This is a genomic window from Arthrobacter rhizophilus (assembly GCF_026241105.1).
Classification (GTDB): Bacteria; Actinomycetota; Actinomycetes; order Actinomycetales; family Micrococcaceae; genus Arthrobacter.
Genome location: NZ_JAPFFT010000020.1, coordinates 39,342 through 58,432, shown reverse-complemented (window position 1 = coordinate 58,432; position 19,091 = coordinate 39,342). Strand labels below are relative to the sequence as shown.

Sequence of the window (19,091 nt, the reverse complement as noted above, 5' to 3'; positions counted from 1 at the left end):
CAAGCCCAACCAAAGGGAAGAGTTCCCCCTCTACCGTTCAAACTATGGCCCCGCGCAAACCTCCGCAACACAAAGCCCGGGCAGGAACATTGCGGCGCGGTTAACAATGACCGTACCTTCGGGCCTAACGGACGCGCTCGGCCTTGCTGAACCTGGCCCTCGCGCCAGCCCCAATATGAATCAACACGGGGGTCCTGCGTCCCACCACCACATCCAGGGCCTCCACAAGCCGGGAAACGTCCGCAGCGAGTGTATGCGGGGATACGCCTTGACGGGGCTGGACCCGGATCCGAAGGCCCGGACGACCCCTGACCTCATAGGTAGCCACCGTGACGCCCGCAAGATCCGGACGATCGGCGAGTGCCGCCCTCAGCGCTTGCTCGGCCAAATTGCCGCCGATGCGGACATCGCCGGGGGTTCGGCGGTCGTCGTAGTCCGACACGATGAGGTTGGCGCGACCTTTGCCTTGCTGTGATACCCATGCCACCATCAGCACGATCAGCACGATCAGCACCACGAGGGCCGCAACCCAGAGCCAACTTTCTTCACGGCCCGGAATCCGGGTCTGCTCCGAGAGGAACTTGGCATGTTCCCAGACTCCCGTGGACCAGCTACGCCACCAACTCGCCACCGCGGGAACGGTGGCTAGCAGCACAAAGAGAATGCCGATGGCCAACAGCTTGAGGCCAAGGATGCCGATCAATATGCGGTTAAGGACGTGTGGGGTTCCGTTCATGCGCCGATCACCCCGGATGTAGCCACGTTGACGCGGACGGCCGGCATGGGCGAAGGCGCCATTTTCTGGAGTTCACTTTCGACGGCGGCAAGGATCCGTTCCTCGGGCACGGGCACCCCGGAGGTGGGCCGGACGTTGACTACCACTTGCCGCTGCGAAACAACCACCATGACTTGCTCCTGGGTGACATTCGCTGCTGTTCGGGCGGCCCTGGCGAGCGCGGAAGCGATGACCTCGTCGTCCACAACCACGCCGGCCCGGGGATCCTCAAGCAAGTGCCGGGACTTCCGGCCGGGCAGGACAGCGTTCAAGAAGAAGATCAATCCCACCATTGCTACGACGCCGCCAAGGGAGCCGAGCAGCAGGGGCGAAATACCTTCGGGCAGGGCTATGAGGCGTTCAGCTGCCGTCTGCGGGTCAATGAGCCACGGTGGTTGGCCAATGGCGCGCAAGGCTGATTCGAGGAGGGCATAGACGCAGGCCGCGATAACCAAAACCGCGGCGAGCCCGGCCATTCCCGCGCGGGAGGACCGTGTCTCGCGCTTGAGGATGCGCCGGAGTCCTGCATCGATCGGATGGCCGCCCTCCGGGGTCTCTGGCGCCTGGTTTCCGGGGTGCTGGCCGTCGCTCGTCTGGGGGTCTCCCGCATGCGCATGGCTACTGTGTGGGTGCGGGGTCTGCAGGTGGCTCATTGGACACGAGCTCCTTCACTGATGCGTGCGCCGCTGATCCGAATATCCACCCGGCTCAGGGTGGAGCCGCTAAGTTCGGTGACGCGTTCAAGAATGGCCGTCTTGGCAGCCACAGCGCGGTCCCAAACCGATCCACCGAATCCCTCTATCCGCCGCGGATCCCTGAGAACCTCCGTCAGCGTGGGCACACGGATCGGAGCGGCCACAGAGAGCGCCAGAAGGCCGTCGTCGTCTGACCATTCGACTCGAACATCTTGTGGCGAGACACCCAGCGCCTCTGCAGCGGCCGCCTGTGCCAGAGTGGTGAGGGCCTGGGTGCTGATCCGGTTGTGGCCGGCCATCGTGATGGCGGGCTGCACGGCCTCAGCCATGGAGCTCATGACGATGAGCGCCGGCCGGTGAGGGCGTCCAGCACGCTGCGCAGGTCAAGTTTTCCGTCCGCGGCGCGGCCCAGAAGTGCGCCGATGCCCATGAAGAGAAGGGCAATGACAAAACCCCATAGCCCGAACTGGAAAGCCATGAACGCCACGAAGGCGCCGATCCCGATCCCGACAACAGTCATGTTCACTGGAGTGGCTCCCTTTCCGATAATGCGCTCTTTGTTCCAGCCTTAACAGGTGGGGCGACGTAGACATCGTTAATCTCGACGTTGACCTCAATGACTTCCAGTCCCACCAACGATTCGACCGCCGCGTAAACGGCCGCGCGAACCTGGTTGGCGACATTATGCAATGGGTACCCATAAATGGCCACCAGGTTGATGTCCACGGCCACCTGGGTTTCGCCGACCTCGGCGCGGACGCCCGCAGCATGGTCCTGGCTACCGACGGCGTCGCGGATGGCTCCAAGCGCGCGTGAAGGGGCCGAGCCCAAGGAGTAGACACCCGGAACCGCCCTCGCGGCAATGCCAGCGACCTTGGCGACAGCGGAATCCGAGATCACTGTGCGGCCGCTTGCTGCCACCGTTTCCCGATCCTCGGAAACCGGAGCCCCAATGGCTTCCGGTTCAGGCGCGGTGAAGCTTTCCTGCTGTTCCATGTAGCCCTCCCCTTCTGTTGAGTACCACCCTAGCGCTTGCGTGTGACAAGGCGGAGACAAAGGGGAATACAAAGAGGAAGACCTCAGCTCGGGGGCGGGATTTCCCGGTGGCGCTGGGCCGACTGGTACCAATGCCGACGGATTCTGCTGGATCGCTCCGGGTCGCGTAAGTTGCCGGCCGCGTGATTCCAGAGGTCCAGGGTTTGTCCATTCGAATGATTGAGCAGAATCCGACGGGTACGCACGAAAGTGACCCGTACGCTTGGAAATGTTCGCTTTTAGGCACAAACCGAATAACCCCAGGCTTTTACCTGCAGGGTAAAAGAAGAAAAGCACCGGTTCCGAAGAACCGGTGCTTCCCAGTGGTGGCTCCGACCGGCGTCGATCCGGTGACCTTTCGATTTTCAGTCGAACGCTCTACCAACTGAGCTACAGAGCCTTAGGTGACAATGTCACCATGATTGCCGGAATTTCTTCCGGCAATCAGAGCGACCCTGACGGGACTTGAACCCGCGACCTCCGCCGTGACAGGGCGGCGCGCTAACCAACTGCGCTACAGGGCCTTGCTTGTTTGCAGTATCTCTACCGCTTTTTTCAAGGCTTCCAGCCTACCAGACTTCTCAGCCCCGTTTGACCAGTTCCTTGCGTACCCCCAACGGGATTCGAACCCGTGCCGCCGCCGTGAAAGGGCGGTGTCCTAGGCCGCTAGACGATGGGGGCCTGGAACAATCCGAATTCGCGACGGTCAACAACACTATGTGTTTTACCGCTTCTCGCTCGTCCGAACTGGACTCTAAAACTTTAGAGCATAGTCAGGGTTATTCCCAAATCGCGGTCCGAAGGACTCAAACCAGGGACGCAAACGGGACTCAACCAGGAACGCAAACCGGAATCAAACCAGGGCTCAAGCCGGCGTTCAAATCCGCTCCGTCAGAGTTGGCGGTTTCTTGCTGCAAGACGTCCGAATTCCGCCAGTCCGTCCCGCCCTTCGCGGACTAGATTGGCATCATGGCCACAAGCACCCCAACCTCTCCGGCGACCACCAACTCCCGGACCATCAGTAAGCTCGGCATTGCCGCCGTCGTCGTCACCGTTGTCCTTTGGGCGTCCGCCTTCGTAGGCATCCGCGCCGTGGGCCCTAGCTTCTCCCCCGGCTCCTTGACGCTCGGACGGCTGGCGGTTGCCGCCGTCGCGCTCGGCATTGTCGCCTTGCCCAGGCTCAAGCGCTGGCCGAAGGGCCGCGAATGGTGGCCCATCCTGTCCTACGGCGTCATGTGGTTCGCGGGTTACAACCTGGCCCTGAACGCCGCCGAGCACATGCTGGACGCCGGAACCAGCGCGATGCTCATCAACGTCTCCCCCATCCTGATCGCCGTCCTCGCCGGCTTCATCCTGAAAGAAGGCTTTCCGCGCTGGCTGATCATCGGCAGCCTCGTGGCGTTCAGCGGGGTTGCGCTGATCGCGCTCGGTTCGGGACAGCGCTCGACGGCGGACGTCGCCGGGGTGCTGTTGTGCCTCCTCGCCGCTGTGCTCGCCGCGGTGAGCGTGATTGTCCAGAAGCCCGTGCTGCGGACGTTCTCCGCGGCCCAGGCCACGTGGTTCGGCATCATGGTGGGCGCCATCTGCTGCCTGCCGTGGGCTGGTCAACTGGTGACCGAGGTGCAGGCCGCTCCCCTTCCGGCCACGCTTGGACTGGTGTACCTGGGGATCTTCCCGACGGCCATCGCTTTCACCACGTGGGCATATGCCCTCTCCCTCATCGAGGCCGGAAAGCTCGCCGCCACGACGTACCTGGTTCCGGGCACCACCATTCTGATTTCCTGGGCGGTGCTCAACGAGATCCCCACCATCTGGGGCCTGGTGGGCGGCGTGATCTGCCTGGTCGGCGTCGGGCTCACGCGGCGCCGCTCCCGCTAGGATCACGTCCCGCTAGGAAGCCGGGCGGCCCGGCGCCAAGGTGCCCCGCACCGCCGTCGTCGAAGAATCCGGGCCTACCTCGCCATCCCCGCAAGAAGCTCGCGGTGCGTGGGCGGGTTGGCTCCCGGGCGCCCCACGGTAATAGACGCGGCCATGGAGGCAGTCTGTCCAATACGCTCGAGCACCGTGGGCGCAAGTCCCTGGCTACCGCGCAACAGCAGTCCGAGGATCAACGCCGACATGTAGGAATCGCCGGCGCCGATGGTGTCCGCCACCACCGAGGTCACCGCGGGGACGGTCAGCTGGGTGTGCGGCGTCGCCATCAGGGAGCCTTCGGCACCTCGCGTGACCACGGCGAGCCCCGCTCCGAGGCCCAGGATGTGCTTGGCGGTCTCCTCCAGGGACTTGCCCGGGTAGAGCCAGAACGCGTCGTCGTCGCTGAGCTTCACGACGCTGGTCAGCGGTACCAGCTCCTCGAAAATGCCGAGCGCCTCATTGTGGCTGCCCAGGAGGTCCGTGCGGATGTTGGGGTCGTACGTGACAATGCATCCGCCTTGCGCCTGCTCCAGGAGGTTTCTGACGACGCCGGCACCGGGCTCAAGGAACGTGGCGATCGAGCCCGTGTGGAGGACCTTCGGGGCGTAAGGGAGTGCGGCCGGAGCCAGTTTCCATTCGATGTCGAAGGTGTATTCGGCCGAACCGTCCGCGGCGATCTCGGCGGTCGCCGTCGCGGTCTTCGCGAGCGATTGCGAGCCTGGCAGCACAACCACACCGGCGCTTGCCAGGTGCGTCGCGATGGCCTCGCCGCGGGAGTCGCGCCCGACGGCGGTGAGCAGCCCGGCCTTCACGTCGAGCCGCCCGAGGCCGTAGGCGACGTTTGCCGGAGAGCCGCCGGGGTATTCGGTCTGCCCTTCGGGCGAGTTAACGATGTCGATGAGCGCTTCGCCGACCACGACGACGTCGAGCGGCTCGGACGCAAGGGGCGAGTGGTTCATGCGTTTCCTGTTCCTTGGTTGGGGAGTTTCAGTAGCTACTAGTGGATTTCAGTGGCGCGGCCACGGAATGGCGTTCGACGAGGGGACATTCAAAGTATTCGGTTCTGCCGTTGCGGTCAGTGCCGGCCAGCAGCAGTTCAACGGCGCGCCGGCCCATCTCCAGGAAGGGCAGCTCCAGCGTCGTCAGTCCGGGCCGCAAGTGCGGGGCGAGCGTTTCCTGATTGTCGAAACCGACCAGGGAGACATCGTGCGGGATGGACAATCCAAGCTGGGCCAGCGCCTGGTAGGCGCCCCAGGCGGTGCGGTCATTGGCGCAGAAGATGGCCGTGGGCGGCTGCGGACCGGTCATGAGCGCAAGGGCGTTGTCGAAACCACCCGATTCGTGCCCGTCGCCTGCGCGATGCAGCCCGGAATCGGGGTTGAGGCCCGCCTCCTCGAGCGCCCGGACGTAGCCCGCATGGCGCCCGACGGCGGCCGGAAGCTCACCGTCCGGGTCACCGATGTTGACCATCGCGATCCGGCGATGTCCGGCGTCGAGCAGTCGTTTGGTGGCCGCGTAGCCGCCCAGCTCTTCTTGCGGGGCGATGCTGGGAAAGCGTCCGGATCGGTCGCGCGAATTGAGCACGACGGCGGGCACCTCGGCCAGGACGTCGGGCACGTCAAGGACCCGGTGGTACATGGCGGCGTAGACCACCCCGGCGACTTTGTAGGACAGCATTGTCTCCAGCGAAGCGGCCTCGAGGGCCTTGTCACCGCCCGTGTTGACGGTCAGGAGCAGCAGTCCGGCCTCCCAAGCCCTCGCCTGCGCGCCCTCGATGATCTTGCCGGCGAAAGGCGCGGTGGCCACGAAGTCGCCGACGAAGCCGATCATCCCGGCAACGCCGTCGCGGAGCACTTTGGCGTGGGCGTTGGTCCGGTAGCCCAGATCAAGGGCGACAGCATGGACCTTGCGCCGGGTTTCGTCCGAGAACCTGGTTCCCGCGGCGTCGTTGAGCACCAGCGAAACCGTGGCCTGGGAAACACCGGCAGCGGCAGCGACGTCGTTCATCGTCGTACCGGATCTGCTACCGGGGCGGGTCATGGGAGTGGCCTGTCTGTCGCGAACTTTGAGGGGTGCTTATCACAGGATCCGCACGGCTGGCTGGGCTTAACCTGGGGACGAGTTATACGAATTACCAGCCCGGAAAACTGTAGCTGCCCGTGACATCCGGCGTCAACGGCGTGGCCACGGACTAGAGTCAGAGCATGCCCGCGAATTTGCCTCCCGGCCTGCCGATCGTTCCCGACGGCGATGCCCCCGGCGGCCAGCGTACCTCCTCCCCGCTTCCGGGTACCGGGGCGACCTCGTTCAGTACCGCGCCATTCAATATGTCGCCGGAAGACTTCGAAGCGGCGGTGGGCGACGCCCTGCTCCTGATCCCGGACAAGGCCGCCCGCGCCATGGACAATGTGGCGATCTTCATCGAGGACGACTACACGCCGCAGCCCGGAGACGCACCTGGCACAGTGTTGTTGGGCCTGTACGAGGGCGTGCCGCTGACGGAACGGGACTCCTGGTGGGACGCCGGCTCGCTCCCGGACCGGATCACCATCTTTCGGCAACCAATCCTCGACATCTGCGAATCCCGCCATGAAGTGATCGACGAGGTCGCCATTACCGTGATCCACGAGATCGCCCATCACTTCGGAATCGGCGACGACCGCTTGCACGAACTCGGCTGGGGATAGCCTTGTAGGCATGGGGCACGATCACAACCACTCACACGGCGTCACTGCAACCGGCAAGCATCGGAAGCGGCTCATCGCTGTCCTGGCCATCACCTTGGCGGTGGTCCTCGTCCAGGTGGCGGGCGCCGTCGTCTCCGGTTCGCTGGCGCTGCTGGCCGACGCTGGCCACATGCTCTCCGATGCGGCAGGCGTCTTCATTGCCTTGCTTGCCGCGTGGATAGCCACCCGGCCGCCGAGCGATCAACGCACCTACGGGTACCAGCGCGCCGAGGTCCTGGCCGCCCTGGCCAATGCCCTCATCTTGATCGTGATCTCGGTAGTGATCTTCATCGAGGCAATCCGCCGCTTCGGGGAGACGCCGGAGATCCGCACGGATGTCATGCTCTTTGCCGCCATTCTGGGGGCCGTGGCCAACCTGGTCTCGCTCCTCATCCTGCGCGGGGCCCAGAAGGAAAGCCTCAACGTCCGTGGTGCCTACCTTGAAGTCCTGGGCGACCTACTGGGTTCGTTCGCGGTCATCCTCGCCGCGATTGTCATCATGGTCACCGATTTCCGGGCGGCAGACCCCATCGCTTCCATCCTGATCTCGCTCATGATCCTGCCCCGGGCCTGGCATCTGCTGCGCGACGTGGTTGATGTCCTGCTGGAGGCCACGCCCAAGGGTGTCGAAGTCAAAATGATCCGCGAGCACATCCTCTCTGTGGAGGGCGTGGTGGCCGTTCACGACATCCACATCTGGACCATTACCTCGGGCGTTCCGGTCTTTTCGGCCCACGTGGTGGTTGAGGACCGGATCCTGGACGCCACCGGCGCCGACCGGCTTCTGGACCAACTCGGTTCCTGCCTCGGCTCGCACTTCGACACCGAGCACTGCACCTTCCAACTGGAACCGGCGGGCCACTCGGCGCACGAAACCCACCAACACGCCTAGGAGACTGCTGAATTAATCGCGGGACGGGCGGGTCGGCTGGACCCGTGAGCCTGGTGGTTAAGATTAATCGCGGGACGGGCGGGTCGGCTGGACCCGTGAGCCTGGTGGTTAAGACTGGTCTTATGCAGGGACGCGAGGACGCGCAGCGCGGGTATTTGGATGTGGAGGCGCTGGCCTGACAGAGGTCGTCAGTCAGCGGTCAGAGCTGACAGCCCAGGATGGTGGCGAAGCGAGGATCGTCCGTACAGCGTTGCTACGGCGAACACACAGAGCACAGCACCGTCGTAGCCGTGCAGCCGCAACGGCTCCGAGTCCCGGAATTCCAGAATAAGCGTAGAGGCAGCCGGATCGGGGTTGGACGCAGCGACCTCGTCATACCGGAAGCTGATCCAGCCACGCACCGTCTCGCACATGATCCGCCGATCCGTGACGAGCGTTCGCACCGTCTGGCTGTCACGCCACATCTGCGAGTCCGCGGCCATGCCGCGTGAAAGGCTGAACGCGTTGCCGATCGCGGACCCGATCACCGAACCGGTGGCCAGCGAGGGCCGCTCGAACGAAATCGCCGGCGAATGCGTGTACGCCGCGCCGTGGCCGTACCAGCGCGCATACTGCATCGAAGCATCCACCCACAGCGCCTCATCATGCTCGAGCGTCACGCCCCACGCCTGCAGGAGCTCAGGCTGAGCACCGTGCACGAGCCGGTCTCGCAGACCGATCGCCCGCTCGATCCCACGACGATACAACTCAGCCTCCGCAGCCGTATCCTGTTCGGCCTTGGTGTACCGGCCGAGGCGCCTGCGCAGCATCCCCAACGCAACGAAGACGCGCCTGAACGTCCACACGACGAAGACCACCAACACGACGAAAACCCCCAGCGCTGCTACTGACGGCCCTGAGGCCGGCGTCGACGGATCCGGCGCGTACAAGTGCTTCAGCAGGGACCACGACCCCGGAATGATCGCCATCGTCACGCACGAGGCCGCCACGACCGCTGCCGGCCACAATAGCCAAACAAGAAACCGGACCACTCGCAGGACCTTGGCCATCGTTCCCATCTCCTATGCCCTCGGTGTTGGAGGGCGGTACAGAAAAGGTACCCCCCTTTAGGCACCTACGGGACCGCTTCCGGCGTGATTGTCTGCGGGTCGATAGCCGGTATCGCCTCCGGAACCTCCAGTCTCCTCATCGCCGGCGCCGGGACAATCGCAGCCGTCCTGGCCATCAGGCTGGTCAGGTCCCGTCTAGGGCGCCTCAGCCCTCCGGGACCACCGTCCCGGTTGCGCCATCCACCGTGATCGTTTGGCCCGAGCTGATCCGGGACGTGGCATCCGGGACGCCCACGACTGCCGGAATCCCGTACTCACGCGCTACGACGGCGCCATGGGAGTTGGGCCCACCCATCTCCATCACTAGTCCCCCGGCAGTCAGGAAGAGCGGCGTCCAGCCGGGATCGGTGGAAGGAGCCACCAGGATTTCGCCGGGTTCGAGATGCGCACCCACCGGGTCCATGATCACCCTGGCTACCGCAGTCACCGTTCCCGCCGAAGCCGGGGTTCCCAGCAGCGCGCCATCCGGCATCGGTGCGCCCGCCGGAGCGCCAGTGCGGCCGCGCAGCCCGGAGGGCAGGGCTTCCGGCTCTGTGCCGTCCGAGAGCAGAACGCGTGGCACGTGCCGGCGCTTCAGTTCAAGCTCGTAGTCTTCCCGTCGCTGCGCTACTAGGTCACGGAGATCCGCGCCGTCCAGGCCGCGGCGGGCGTCATTGAAATCCAGGAAGAAAACATCTCCGGCGTGATCGATGCTTCCTGCGTCCGCAAGGGTCTCTCCCACCTTCGAAATCTGGGCCCGGACCGTGGCGAAGGCCAGTACAAGGTTGTATTTGGGAAGCTCGCGCAGTCCTGCGAACATGCGTGTCCGCTCAAGTGCCATTTTCACGATCTTGGCGTGGAGCGGACTCTTGGACCGCGCACGGGCCACCAGCACCGCAGCCTGTTCCTCGGCGTCGCGGGCTGCTTTCTCGAACTGTTTGTCCGGCGCCAGGCGGGGATCGTCCAGGCGAAGGTAATTGGCCAGGACGCCGATGATGTGGGTGGGGTCGTCGGACCAGCGGGGCATGCCCAGATCGATTTCCGCGATGGCCCGGTGCCCGTAGTCGCGCAGGAACGCGGCCAATCCCGATTGCGCGACGGCGGGCAGCCCGCCGTCGCGGTAGCTCTCCGCAAGAGCCGCGGGCTCGCCGCTGGTAAGGGTCTCCGCAGAAGCGGGGTCATCGCGGATGCTGGTTGCGAGCCGCCACAGCGCAAGATCCATTTCAGTGGTGACGTTGTTGGGCAGGCCACGGATCACGGTCTGGAGCTCACCCCAGGAGGCCTGTTCGCCCAGTAGTTTCCGGACCAACCCCATCATCGCGAAGCCGAGCGCCACCGGAGGCAAGGTGTTGGGCAGTATGGGGAACAATTTTTCGCCCATTATCCGCTCAGCGTGGTCAAGCCTTTCACGGGGGGTGGAATCGGCGGATATTTCGAGCGCAGCTTTCAGGTTGTGGCCTAGTCCTTGCACCTTGTCGAGGGCAACGTTCGGCCGAAAAAGGGCGCGCAACAGGATCTCCGGAAGGCGGAAGCGGAAGACAATCGGGGCTACGTGCCTGATCAGTTTGAAGGGCGTCCGGGTGGTGACGGCGAAACGCGGGTCCTCGAACAGGGCGCGCATGACGGCCGCCGAGCGTGCTTCCATGACGTCGAAGATCCTGGGCACGATGGCCCGGCCTGTGGCGCTCCGGAGCACCGAAGTGAGGTCAATATAGATGCGCTGCCCGGCCTCGTAGTACGGCGAAGGCCCGTTCCGCGGTTCTGGAACCCGGAATCCCGCCGCGCCAGCGACCGACGACGCCATGAGCCTGATGCCCGCGAGGCCCATAGGGGTCAGGGGGCGCGTGAGGCCTTGGGCGAGGCTGAAGCAAAGGTAGGCGTGAGGGCCGGTGACAGCGGGCTGGCGGGTCATTTGCGGGTAGAGCGTGGTGATGGGGCGGGCTTGGGTCAGCCACAGTTTGCCATCGCCGTCAATGGCCCATTCGGTGTCCTGGGGTGCTCCATAGTGCTCCTCGACGCGCTGGCCGAGGGCACCGAGCGCCCTGATTTGGGAGTCGCTGAGGCAAGCTCCTCCGGCCGACCCGCCGGCGTCCAGCGACGCCGCCGCGCCGTTGGGCCCAGGCAAATCGATCCTTTCCGTACCGCCTCCGGGAAGGGATCGAATTACGAGCTTCCGATCCCCGATCCTTCGCTCCGTGATCCTGCCCGTGAGCGAGTCCACCACAAAATGGTCCGGATTCACCGCGCCTGAGACCACGGCCTCGCCAAGTCCTGGGTTGGCGTCGATGACTGCCTCGCGGCGCCGTCCGGTTACCGGATTGGCTGTGAACAGCACCCCGGCAGTATCAGCGTCCACCATGCGTTGAACGACGACGGCGAGGGTCACCGTAGCCTGGTCAATCCCGTTGCTTGCCCGGTAGCTGACCGCCCGATCTGTCCACAGGGAGGCCCAACACTTACGGACGGCCTGCAGCACGGCGTCGGCCCCCACTACATTCAGGTACGTGTCCTGCTGTCCGGCGAAGCTCGCAAAGGGCAGGTCCTCCGCCGTCGCGGAGGACCTGACGGCCACCGCGGATTCCGGGCCTAGAGCGGCGTAGGCCAGGCGGACGGCGTCCTCGACGTCGGCGGGGATCCCGGCGTCGAGCACCGCATCCCTGGCGCGGGCCGCAAGGGATGCGAGCCGCTCAAGGTCGCCAGGATCCGCGGCTCCAAGCTTGTGGAGAACATCCGAGAGGGCTGACTCGGGGCTTGCATCCCGCTGCAATGCGCGCCGATAGGCCTCCGTGGTCAGGCAAAACCCGGGCGGGACCGGAAGTCCCGCCCAGATCAGCTCCCCAAGGTTGGCGGCCTTGCCGCCGACCTCCGGAAGCATGGTTGCCCGGATCCGGCGCAGTTCGATGATGAAGCGCGGCGCCTCCCCCGGCCCTGGATTCTCCGCCATCGCGCCTGCCTGCCTCCGCCGGTGTTTGGGTGCTTGCCTCTTGCTTGGCCGCTTGCCGTTATGCGGCAAGCATGGGACCGAACTTGACGCGGTCCGCCAGCCTCGGATCCTCGCGGTCAGGAACAACCAGCACGGGACCCTTGGCATGGTGCAAGACGCCGTCCGACGTTGAACCGAGGAGCATCCCCGCGAAACCTCCCCGCCCGCGCGTGCCGAGCACCACGAGTTCCACACCGCGGCTCGCTTCCACGAGAACCTCGACGGGCGAACCATCCAGCAACTGGGTTTCCACAGGTAGTGTTGGGAAGTGGCTCTTAAGCCATGCCAATCCTGCGTCCAGCTGAACCCTGATGTCCTTGAAGAGGGCCTCCCGGTCCAAAGGCGCCGGAACCCAGGCCAAGGAGCCGCTGTACTCAGGTACGGCACAAATGACACGCAGCTTCGCGCCCATGCGTTGGGCCTGCTCGGCGGCTTCCAGCACGGCAACGCGGGCCTGTTCCGAGCCGTCCACGCCCACTGCCACCACGTTCTCGATGACGTGGGGGCCAGCCTTGGCACGCTCAGCTTTGATGTGCTTGTCCTCCGTGGTTTCACCCAAGCGGTCCGCGCAGAAAAGCGGGACGGTCACGGTGGGGCACTTGGAGTGCGCGGGAAGGGCACTGCTCACCGATCCCAAGAGCCTGCCCACGAACCCGCCACGTCCCCGGGTGCCGAAGACCAGGAGCTCCGCTGTTTCGGACAGATCCAGCAGCACGCCAGACGCATCTCCGTTTTCCACCGAGCCATCGACGTCGATGGCGTAGCCGGAAACTTTCTCAAGGGCCTGTTTGACGATCGCCTCGGCGCCGTCCCGGATAACGGAGTCATCCACTGTTGCATAACCCCCGTCCAAGCCGGAGGCCGCGAAGATGGGCACGGAGTATGCCGTGACTACGTGCAGGGGAAGCTGCCTGCGCTCGGCCTCGCGGGCGGCCCAAATGAGGGCGCATTGGCCGTGTTCGCTGCCGTCAACGCCCACTACGATCCCGCCGGGGGCAATCGATGGTTCCTCTCCGTTGCCTTCGGTCTCTGCGTGATGGCTTTCAGAGTGTTTGCCGTGCTGGTCCATGGGCCCGCCTCCTCGCACTACTGGCTGATGTTGCGGCTATTCTGCCAGAGGCCGCGCCCACAACGTGTTTCTCGCTTGACTGCCGTGAGTTGCGGTCTCCAATGCTCACTATTCTCGTTTGCAAGGGCCGAATCAAGCTGGAAGATGCGTATGTGGAAACCCGCTGGAGCGCCTTGGATTCGGCCGCATTGGATCGTGAAAAATGCATTGGCGGACATGCCGATGCTTGGGCTATCCAGCACGCGATTTCTTCTGTAATGTTCGAGGCACTGGTGACCGGGGATCGTGTTTTTCAACACATCAACGGCCATCATTCGCGACCGCTTGGGGACTCGGACGCCGTCCAGGTGTTGCCTTCGGCAACGCACCTTTCAAAGAGGAGCCAAGCCGTGTCAGCCATGCCTGCTTCGAGTACGGAACGCACCACCGCTGTGGTCATCGGTGCCGGCATGTCCGGCCTGGCCGTAGCCAGCGAGCTTAGCCGGTACGGCGTGGATGCAATCGTGGTGGACGGATTGCAAGCCCCCGGAGCCCCGCAGCAGCTCAACACCGGCATCCTGCAGCGATGCGACGCAGCCGATGCCGCAGGTCTCCAGGAACGCAACGAAATCCTGAGGCACCTGCGCAATTACGCGGCCAGCCATGGCCTCGATGTACGAAACACCACCCGGGCCGTCCGCCTGGACCGTGTGGACGATGCTGCCCTGGGCTCTGTGAGTTCGGACGCCACCGTTTCAAGCTCCGCGATTTCCAGTTCAGTCGGATTGGACTTGGCCTCGCCCGGCGTGCAGTCGCACCAATGGGCCGTTCACACGGCCAGCGGAGTTCTTCTGGCCGACCATATTGTTGTCACTCGCTGCGGACAGAGCCAGTTGCGGCGGATGCTTGCCGAGCTCGGCATCGCTATCGGCCAGAACCTCGTCGCGGCCATGCGTGCGATTGGAATGTACTTGGTGGGCGTCGGCGAACTGGCAACCCCCACACCTAAGGAAGTCCTGCGCCAAGCCAAGGTGGTGGGCCAGGCCATCTCGGCCAAAGTGCACCCGGACAGTGTCCACGCGGCCCTTACCGGCACCTTCGCGGCGGTTCCCGCCCTCTCGTAGAAACAGTCCACGCCAGAAACCGGCGCTTGTTTTCCGTTCCGGCCCTTCAAAGACGGGTCTGGAAAACAAGCACCGGTTTTGTGAGGCCGGTTGGGCGGCTCCCTACGATCCCTCGGGCTCGTCGTCTCCAGAGTCGCCAGAGTCCTCGGAATCACCGTTTGCTAGTCTGCGTCGTGCGGTTACGCCCAGGAACACCAGCAGCCCTGCGGCCACCGCTGCGAAGACCACAATGCTCCAAGGGAACGGCTGGGAAGCATCAGGGGCCCGGTCCGGCGTCGTGGTCGAACCCGGCGCGACTGTGCCGACCGTGGGGACCGGCGCGGTGGGCTGGGTGCTCGAGGAGGCGCCGCCCGCCGTCGAACTTCCTGCTTTCGCGGTGAAAGTGAAGGTGCCCTCGATGGGGTGCGAATCCGAACTGACAACGCGCCAGATGACGGTGAATGCCCCGGCAGGGGCGCCGGGCCGCAGCTTCTGCGACACCACCGCGTCCACGATTTCGACGGAACCATCTGCCCAGTTCTGGCCGGAAGCGTCGTTGACCCGGATCTGCGAACCGAGCAGGAGCGGCCGGTTGTTGAAGGTGACCGACACGGAGTCCGGGACGCTGCCAACTGTTGAGCCGTTAGCCGGCGAGGTTGACTCGGCGACGTCGTGCGCGAAGGCCGGTGCCGCTGAGAACAGGGCGGCCGAGAAAAGGACCGCGGTAAAAGCGACGACGACGGCTAGCAGCTGGCGGATGGGACGCATGAGCGAGTGACTCCCTTGGTGTTGGATTCCTTACAGACTAGGCGAATTCGCGGGAGGGCCGAATCGGCGGGCATAGGATTTGAGAGCACACTTCCCCGATTCCCGGAGACCTTCATGCTCAAACAGGGTTCAGCCATCGATCGCTACTTCAAGATTTCGGAACGCGGATCCAACTACTCGCGGGAAATCCGGGGCGGCTTCGCCACCTTCTTTGCCATGAGCTACATCGTGGTCCTCAATCCCTTGATCCTCTCCGGGGCCGACTCCAGCGGCGCGTCCCTCGGCTTCCCCGCGGTCGCTGCCACGACTGCCTTCGTAGCCGGCATCCTGACCATCCTCATGGGCGCGTGGGCCAAGCACCCCTTCGCCGTGGCCACCGGGCTGGGCGTCAACGCCTTCGTGGCCGTCACGATTGCCTCGCATCCCGGCCTGACGTGGCCGGACATGATGGGCCTCGTGATGCTGTCGGGCCTGACCATGCTGATCCTGGTTCTGACGGGTTTCCGGACCGCGATCTTCAAAGCCGTTCCTGAAGCACTGAAGACGGCGATCGTAGTAGGCATCGGACTTTTCATCGCCTTGATCGGCCTGGTCAATGCCGGCTTCGTGCGCCGTATACCGGACGCCGCCGGCACCACGGTCCCGCTGGGCCTCGGTGTGGATGGCAAGCTGCTTGGCTGGCCCACTTTGGTGTTCGTCGTGGGCCTTGTGCTGACCATCGCACTGGTGGTCCGAAAAGTGCGTGGCGCAATCCTGATCGGCATCGTTGCCTCCACGGCCCTCGCGGCCATCCTCGAATTCACTCTCCACATCGGTCCGAGTTTCGACGGGAAGACCTACAACCCCCGCGGCTGGTCCCTGGTTGCGCCCAAGTTCACCGAATGGGCTGCCCCGGACCTGTCGCTCATCGGTAAGGCGAACCCCCTCGGTGCATTCCAGCACCTTGGCTTCATCGCCGCCACGTTGTTGGCGTTCGTGATCCTCCTCAGCATCTTCTTCGACGCCATGGGCACCATGGTGGGCCTGGCCAGGGAGGCAGGAAACATCGACAAGCACGGAAACATCCCCAATGTGGACCGTGTCCTGCAAGTGGACGCCCTTGGCGCGATCATTGGTGGCGGTTCGTCCGTGTCCTCCAACCAGATCTTTGTGGAGTCGGGTGCCGGCATCGGCGAGGGTGCACGGACCGGCTTGGCCTCGATCGTGACTGGCCTGCTGTTCCTGGTGGCCATGTTCTTCACTCCGCTTATCAACCTGGTCCCGTTCGAAGCCGTGGCACCCGCCCTGGTGGTGGTGGGCTTCATGATGGTGTCCCAAGTGGGCAAGATCCATTGGCAGGACTGGGGTGTGGGTATTCCCGCGTTCCTGACCATGGCCCTCATGCCGTTCACCTACTCGATCGCCAACGGCCTGGGCGCCGGGTTCATCTCCTTCGCCCTGATCCGCACCTTCCAGGGCCGGGCGCGTGAAGTGCACCCGCTTATGTGGGCCGTGGCCGCGGCATTCCTGCTGTTCTTCGGGATAGGTTCGGTCGAGGAAATCCTGGGCGTCAAGTAGCCCTTTCCGGAATACCGGACACCCGCGGCGTGCAAACGATGTTTCTCGACGCCGCCATGCGCTGTGCTTGAGTAATGGAGATTTCCCCCGCTATTGCCGATGTCCGCCCCATGCCGTGGACCGGTCGCTTCGACGGCGACGGCGATGAGCACCGCCGCTGGTGGCAAGCCGTGGTGCCCCACACTCCCGGTGGTGTCGCCTCCGGCGCGTCAGAAACGGGCTCCCGGCCCGCCGTCGTCGTGGGCTTCCGCAGTGACGAAGGCGTGCGGCGCAACAAAGGTCGGATCGGAGCGGCGGCCGCTCCGGAGGCGATCCGGAGTGCCTTGGGCCCGCTGGCTTTCCATCTGGACCGGGACGTGTACGACGCCGGCGATATCGTGGTGGAGAACGGCTCCCTTGAGGCGGGCCAGGAGCGCGCGGGACGCGTGATTTCGGAAATGCTCGACGCGGGCAACCTCACAGTGCTGCTCGGCGGCGGGCACGAAACTGCTTTCGCGAGCTACCTGGGCGTGGCTGGCTCGGAGGCCGTAAAAGGCGGCAAACGCCTCGGAGTCCTGAACCTGGATGCGCATTTCGACCTGCGGGACGAGCCTGTGCCGAGCTCGGGCACGCCGTTCCTGCAGATGGCACGCGCGGAAGCCGCCGCCGGCCGCGAACTGAACTACGCCGTCGTCGGAATTTCCGAACCCAACAACACGCGCACCCTCTTCGACACGGCGGATCGGCTGGGTGTGAAGTACCTCCTGGACGAGGACTGCTCCGCGGAAGCCGTGAAGGATTTCGTAACGCGGTTCCTGTACACCGTCGATGCGCTGTACTTGACCATCGACCTCGACGTGCTGCCGGCCTCGGTGGCCCCTGGTGTGAGCGCTCCCGCGGCGTATGGCGTTCCGCTGCCCATCATCAGCGCGGTGTGCAAGCAGGTGGCCGCCAGCGGCAAGCTCCTGCACCTTGACGTTGCTGAGCTCAACCCCGAGTTCGATATCGACTCGCGGACCGCCAAGGTAGCCGCGCGCCTGCTGAACACCCTGCTGGCGTAGCGCCCTCCCGCGGCGCCAGCCCCACCCAACTAACTCGCAGTTGTTGTCGTTCTGGGGGCTCAAAACGACACCTAGTGCGAGTTACTTGGACCTAGCCGACGGCGCGGAGCCTCACGGCCATGAACTGGCGGCCAGGCAACTCGAGCCGGACGCGGCCTTCAACCGCGTCCGGCAGGGTGTCGATGGTCATGTTCCAGGTGTCGATGATGTCCACCTCGTAGCGGCGGCCGGCAGGCATCACGAAGTTCCGGTAGGTGGGCTGGTTGAAGCCGAAGTAGCTGAGCTCGCACTCGTGCCGGATGCCCGCGGCCGGGACGTCCCAGGCGCCGGGAAGCGGCTCGAGGAATCCGCCCGGGGTTTCCTCAAGGATGCTGCGCACGAAGGCGATCCGGTCCGGGCTGCTGCCGTGCAGTTCCCCGCCCTTGGCCCACCACAGAACGTCCGCGGCGTGCATGTACGTTTCCCCGTGCCCCACGTAGCCGCCCCGGATGGCCCCTTCCCAGAACCGTCGCGTCATCTCCTCGCCCGTGATGTTTCCCCAGCCCTGGTCGATGTTGCCCTCGTAGGCGCACTCGTCGATGACCACGGGTTTCTGCCACCTGTCCCGCCACTCGCGGGTAAACTCGGCCGTCTTGTGGACGTCCTGGCGTTGGATGCTGCTGTGCGTGACCCACGGCCGGGAGTAGTCGTAGAACGCATGGCAATTGTGGATGGACAGCAGGTGCTTAACGAACCCCCGCTCGTCATCAAGCTGGCACACCACAACGTGGAAGTGCCGGGCCTGGTGCAGCTCTATGTCAGACTCCAGGCCGAGGCTGTTGATCCGGACCACCCGTGCCATGAGTATTTCCTGGACCGCGATGTGGTGACCCACAGCAGGGTGACCCGGGGCATTGAACGCCGCCAGATGAAGCCCTGCTCGATCCTCCTGACGCTGGATCCGGCCGCCGCCTACGCCGGACTGCTGGCCAAGCGCGACGACGTCGTCCAGGCCGTCGCGCACCCGTGCCACCCGTCCGTCTTCCTTGAGCGCACCGCCAAGGAAGAATGGGCCGACACCTTCGGCGGCCAGGGCGCCCCGCAGAACGTCGTCGCAGCCATCGACGAAGACGCTCCCGCAGCCACCCGCGATGCGGCCGAAGCGACCATCCGCACTATCTACGCCCCGGTCATCGACGTCCACTGGGTCACCGTGAAGCAGCTCGCCATCCTGGAACCCACCCTCGTGGAGACCGTGGCCTGCATGATCGGCACGCTCCTCAACGAAGCGCCCCACGAAACCGTACACACCGCCGGCGTCCCGGAAGAAGCAGCCAAGGCCATGCTGTTCGGCCACGTGCAGATCGCACTGACCAACGCCCTGCGCGGCTCCAACCCGTTCTCCGAGGCCTGCGAAATCGCCATCCAGTACGGCAAGGACACCATCATCAAGGACGACTGGAAGAAGATCTTCGACGACTCCTAGCT

19 protein-coding genes, 3 tRNA genes and 1 pseudogene are annotated in these 19,091 nt (G+C 64.7%); 7 read left to right on the top strand and 16 right to left on the bottom strand.

All coding sequences use genetic code 11. The features are described from left to right. Window positions 1-124: 124 nt before the first annotated feature. The 8 genes from OOZ51_RS16225 to OOZ51_RS16190 all read right to left on the bottom strand — a co-directional run bounded on the left by OOZ51_RS16225 (window position 125) and on the right by OOZ51_RS16190 (window position 3,186). Window positions 125-736 carry a hypothetical protein gene (locus OOZ51_RS16225; protein ID WP_265980803.1) on the bottom strand — a complete coding sequence of 204 codons (612 nt, stop codon included), beginning with the start codon at window positions 734-736 and terminating at the stop codon, window positions 125-127. Beyond that, on the bottom strand, window positions 733-1,428 hold the full coding sequence (locus OOZ51_RS16220) for a DUF6286 domain-containing protein (protein WP_265980802.1): 696 nt from the start codon (window positions 1,426-1,428) through the stop codon (window positions 733-735). The genes OOZ51_RS16225 and OOZ51_RS16220 overlap by 4 nt, the downstream gene beginning before the upstream one ends. Continuing rightward, complete coding sequence (locus tag OOZ51_RS16215; protein WP_265980801.1) at window positions 1,425-1,808, bottom strand: hypothetical protein; 384 nt, start codon at window positions 1,806-1,808, stop codon at window positions 1,425-1,427. Before OOZ51_RS16215 ends, OOZ51_RS16220 begins: the two co-directional genes overlap by 4 nt. Next, window positions 1,805-1,996, bottom strand: a complete 192-nt coding sequence (locus OOZ51_RS16210; protein WP_028265653.1) for a DUF2273 domain-containing protein — start codon at window positions 1,994-1,996, stop codon at window positions 1,805-1,807. The genes OOZ51_RS16215 and OOZ51_RS16210 overlap by 4 nt, the downstream gene beginning before the upstream one ends. Further along, a complete protein-coding gene (locus tag OOZ51_RS16205; protein WP_265980800.1) occupies window positions 1,993-2,466 on the bottom strand; it encodes an Asp23/Gls24 family envelope stress response protein in 474 nt (157 codons plus the stop codon). The genes OOZ51_RS16210 and OOZ51_RS16205 overlap by 4 nt, the downstream gene beginning before the upstream one ends. 363 nt (window positions 2,467-2,829) lie before the next feature. Further along, window positions 2,830-2,905 (bottom strand) — tRNA-Phe (locus tag OOZ51_RS16200). A gap of 50 nt (window positions 2,906-2,955) precedes the next feature. Next, window positions 2,956-3,029 (bottom strand) — tRNA-Asp (locus OOZ51_RS16195). Between the two features lie 84 nt (window positions 3,030-3,113). Next, window positions 3,114-3,186, bottom strand: a tRNA-Glu gene (locus OOZ51_RS16190). 288 nt (window positions 3,187-3,474) lie between these two features. Between OOZ51_RS16190 and OOZ51_RS16185 the strand changes: the two genes are divergently transcribed. Continuing rightward, complete coding sequence (locus tag OOZ51_RS16185) at window positions 3,475-4,383, top strand: DMT family transporter (protein WP_265980799.1); 909 nt, start codon at window positions 3,475-3,477, stop codon at window positions 4,381-4,383. A gap of 74 nt (window positions 4,384-4,457) precedes the next feature. Here the strand turns inward: OOZ51_RS16185 and OOZ51_RS16180 are convergent, their stop codons facing one another. Together OOZ51_RS16180 and OOZ51_RS16175 are read right to left on the bottom strand one after the other, a co-directional pair. Next, complete coding sequence (locus OOZ51_RS16180) at window positions 4,458-5,378, bottom strand: carbohydrate kinase family protein (RefSeq protein ID WP_265980798.1); 921 nt, start codon at window positions 5,376-5,378, stop codon at window positions 4,458-4,460. A gap of 28 nt (window positions 5,379-5,406) precedes the next feature. Continuing rightward, window positions 5,407-6,459, bottom strand: coding sequence for a LacI family DNA-binding transcriptional regulator (locus OOZ51_RS16175; protein WP_265980797.1), 1,053 nt, complete (start codon window positions 6,457-6,459; stop codon window positions 5,407-5,409). A 164-nt stretch (window positions 6,460-6,623) separates the two neighbouring features. Between OOZ51_RS16175 and OOZ51_RS16170 the strand changes: the two genes are divergently transcribed. Both OOZ51_RS16170 and OOZ51_RS16165 read left to right on the top strand, forming a co-directional pair. Continuing rightward, complete coding sequence (locus OOZ51_RS16170; protein ID WP_265980796.1) at window positions 6,624-7,106, top strand: metallopeptidase family protein; 483 nt, start codon at window positions 6,624-6,626, stop codon at window positions 7,104-7,106. 10 nt (window positions 7,107-7,116) lie between these two features. Continuing rightward, a complete protein-coding gene (locus tag OOZ51_RS16165) occupies window positions 7,117-8,037 on the top strand; it encodes a cation diffusion facilitator family transporter (RefSeq protein WP_265980795.1) in 921 nt (306 codons plus the stop codon). A gap of 188 nt (window positions 8,038-8,225) precedes the next feature. Here OOZ51_RS16165 and OOZ51_RS16160 read toward each other — a convergent pair whose 3' ends face one another. The 4 genes from OOZ51_RS16160 to OOZ51_RS16145 all read right to left on the bottom strand — a co-directional run bounded on the left by OOZ51_RS16160 (window position 8,226) and on the right by OOZ51_RS16145 (window position 13,491). Continuing rightward, window positions 8,226-9,095: a hypothetical protein gene (locus OOZ51_RS16160; RefSeq protein WP_265980794.1), complete on the bottom strand. Its 870-nt coding sequence runs from the start codon at window positions 9,093-9,095 to the stop codon at window positions 8,226-8,228. 196 nt (window positions 9,096-9,291) lie between these two features. Then, window positions 9,292-12,069 (bottom strand): PEP/pyruvate-binding domain-containing protein, encoded by a 2,778-nt coding sequence (locus tag OOZ51_RS16155; protein WP_265980793.1) that lies wholly within the window; start codon window positions 12,067-12,069, stop codon window positions 9,292-9,294. Window positions 12,070-12,127: 58 nt separating this feature from the next. Beyond that, the gene (locus OOZ51_RS16150) at window positions 12,128-13,177 is read right to left on the bottom strand and encodes a universal stress protein (RefSeq protein ID WP_265980792.1); all 1,050 of its coding nucleotides are present in this window, start codon (window positions 13,175-13,177) and stop codon (window positions 12,128-12,130) included. A 17-nt stretch (window positions 13,178-13,194) separates the two neighbouring features. Beyond that, window positions 13,195-13,491 (bottom strand): hypothetical protein, encoded by a 297-nt coding sequence (locus OOZ51_RS16145; RefSeq protein ID WP_265980791.1) that lies wholly within the window; start codon window positions 13,489-13,491, stop codon window positions 13,195-13,197. Window positions 13,492-13,575: 84 nt separating this feature from the next. Between OOZ51_RS16145 and OOZ51_RS16140 the strand changes: the two genes are divergently transcribed. Further along, the gene (locus tag OOZ51_RS16140; protein ID WP_265980840.1) at window positions 13,576-14,280 is read left to right on the top strand and encodes an FAD-dependent monooxygenase; all 705 of its coding nucleotides are present in this window, start codon (window positions 13,576-13,578) and stop codon (window positions 14,278-14,280) included. A gap of 102 nt (window positions 14,281-14,382) precedes the next feature. On the opposite strand, the gene OOZ51_RS16135 is transcribed toward OOZ51_RS16140, so the two are convergent. Then, the gene (locus OOZ51_RS16135) at window positions 14,383-15,027 is read right to left on the bottom strand and encodes a copper resistance CopC family protein (protein ID WP_265980790.1); all 645 of its coding nucleotides are present in this window, start codon (window positions 15,025-15,027) and stop codon (window positions 14,383-14,385) included. Window positions 15,028-15,141: 114 nt separating this feature from the next. On the opposite strand from OOZ51_RS16135, the gene OOZ51_RS16130 reads away from it, so the two are divergent. Both OOZ51_RS16130 and hutG read left to right on the top strand, forming a co-directional pair. Further along, window positions 15,142-16,584 (top strand): NCS2 family permease, encoded by a 1,443-nt coding sequence (locus OOZ51_RS16130; RefSeq protein WP_265980789.1) that lies wholly within the window; start codon window positions 15,142-15,144, stop codon window positions 16,582-16,584. A gap of 74 nt (window positions 16,585-16,658) precedes the next feature. Beyond that, window positions 16,659-17,624, top strand: coding sequence for a formimidoylglutamase (gene hutG, locus OOZ51_RS16125; protein ID WP_265980788.1), 966 nt, complete (start codon window positions 16,659-16,661; stop codon window positions 17,622-17,624). A 91-nt stretch (window positions 17,625-17,715) separates the two neighbouring features. On the opposite strand, the gene OOZ51_RS16120 is transcribed toward hutG, so the two are convergent. Then, window positions 17,716-18,465, bottom strand: a complete 750-nt coding sequence (locus OOZ51_RS16120; RefSeq protein ID WP_265980787.1) for a DUF5605 domain-containing protein — start codon at window positions 18,463-18,465, stop codon at window positions 17,716-17,718. Between the two features lie 63 nt (window positions 18,466-18,528). On the opposite strand from OOZ51_RS16120, the pseudogene OOZ51_RS16115 reads away from it, so the two are divergent. Then, a pseudogene (locus OOZ51_RS16115) lies at window positions 18,529-19,089 on the top strand (phosphogluconate dehydrogenase C-terminal domain-containing protein); the annotation flags it as partial. Between the last annotated feature and the right edge of the window lie 2 nt (window positions 19,090-19,091).

What these genes read in the sequence shown, in the direction of transcription:
- OOZ51_RS16225 (WP_265980803.1), bottom strand. Translation starts at nt 736, where the DNA reads ATGAACGGAACCCCACACGTCCTTAACCGCATATTGATCGGCATCCTT.
- OOZ51_RS16220 (WP_265980802.1), bottom strand. Translation starts at nt 1,428, where the DNA reads ATGAGCCACCTGCAGACCCCGCACCCACACAGTAGCCATGCGCATGCG.
- OOZ51_RS16215 (WP_265980801.1), bottom strand. Translation starts at nt 1,808, where the DNA reads ATGAGCTCCATGGCTGAGGCCGTGCAGCCCGCCATCACGATGGCCGGC.
- OOZ51_RS16205 (WP_265980800.1), bottom strand. Translation starts at nt 2,466, where the DNA reads ATGGAACAGCAGGAAAGCTTCACCGCGCCTGAACCGGAAGCCATTGGG.
- OOZ51_RS16185 (WP_265980799.1), top strand. Translation starts at nt 3,475, where the DNA reads ATGGCCACAAGCACCCCAACCTCTCCGGCGACCACCAACTCCCGGACC.
- OOZ51_RS16180 (WP_265980798.1), bottom strand. Translation starts at nt 5,378, where the DNA reads ATGAACCACTCGCCCCTTGCGTCCGAGCCGCTCGACGTCGTCGTGGTC.
- OOZ51_RS16175 (WP_265980797.1), bottom strand. Translation starts at nt 6,459, where the DNA reads ATGACCCGCCCCGGTAGCAGATCCGGTACGACGATGAACGACGTCGCT.
- OOZ51_RS16170 (WP_265980796.1), top strand. Translation starts at nt 6,624, where the DNA reads ATGCCCGCGAATTTGCCTCCCGGCCTGCCGATCGTTCCCGACGGCGAT.
- OOZ51_RS16165 (WP_265980795.1), top strand. Translation starts at nt 7,117, where the DNA reads ATGGGGCACGATCACAACCACTCACACGGCGTCACTGCAACCGGCAAG.
- OOZ51_RS16160 (WP_265980794.1), bottom strand. Translation starts at nt 9,095, where the DNA reads ATGGGAACGATGGCCAAGGTCCTGCGAGTGGTCCGGTTTCTTGTTTGG.
- OOZ51_RS16155 (WP_265980793.1), bottom strand. Translation starts at nt 12,069, where the DNA reads ATGGCGGAGAATCCAGGGCCGGGGGAGGCGCCGCGCTTCATCATCGAA.
- OOZ51_RS16150 (WP_265980792.1), bottom strand. Translation starts at nt 13,177, where the DNA reads ATGGACCAGCACGGCAAACACTCTGAAAGCCATCACGCAGAGACCGAA.
- OOZ51_RS16145 (WP_265980791.1), bottom strand. Translation starts at nt 13,491, where the DNA reads ATGATGGCCGTTGATGTGTTGAAAAACACGATCCCCGGTCACCAGTGC.
- OOZ51_RS16140 (WP_265980840.1), top strand. Translation starts at nt 13,576, where the DNA reads ATGCCTGCTTCGAGTACGGAACGCACCACCGCTGTGGTCATCGGTGCC.
- OOZ51_RS16135 (WP_265980790.1), bottom strand. Translation starts at nt 15,027, where the DNA reads ATGCGTCCCATCCGCCAGCTGCTAGCCGTCGTCGTCGCTTTTACCGCG.
- OOZ51_RS16130 (WP_265980789.1), top strand. Translation starts at nt 15,142, where the DNA reads ATGCTCAAACAGGGTTCAGCCATCGATCGCTACTTCAAGATTTCGGAA.
- hutG (WP_265980788.1), top strand. Translation starts at nt 16,659, where the DNA reads ATGGAGATTTCCCCCGCTATTGCCGATGTCCGCCCCATGCCGTGGACC.
- OOZ51_RS16120 (WP_265980787.1), bottom strand. Translation starts at nt 18,465, where the DNA reads ATGGCACGGGTGGTCCGGATCAACAGCCTCGGCCTGGAGTCTGACATA.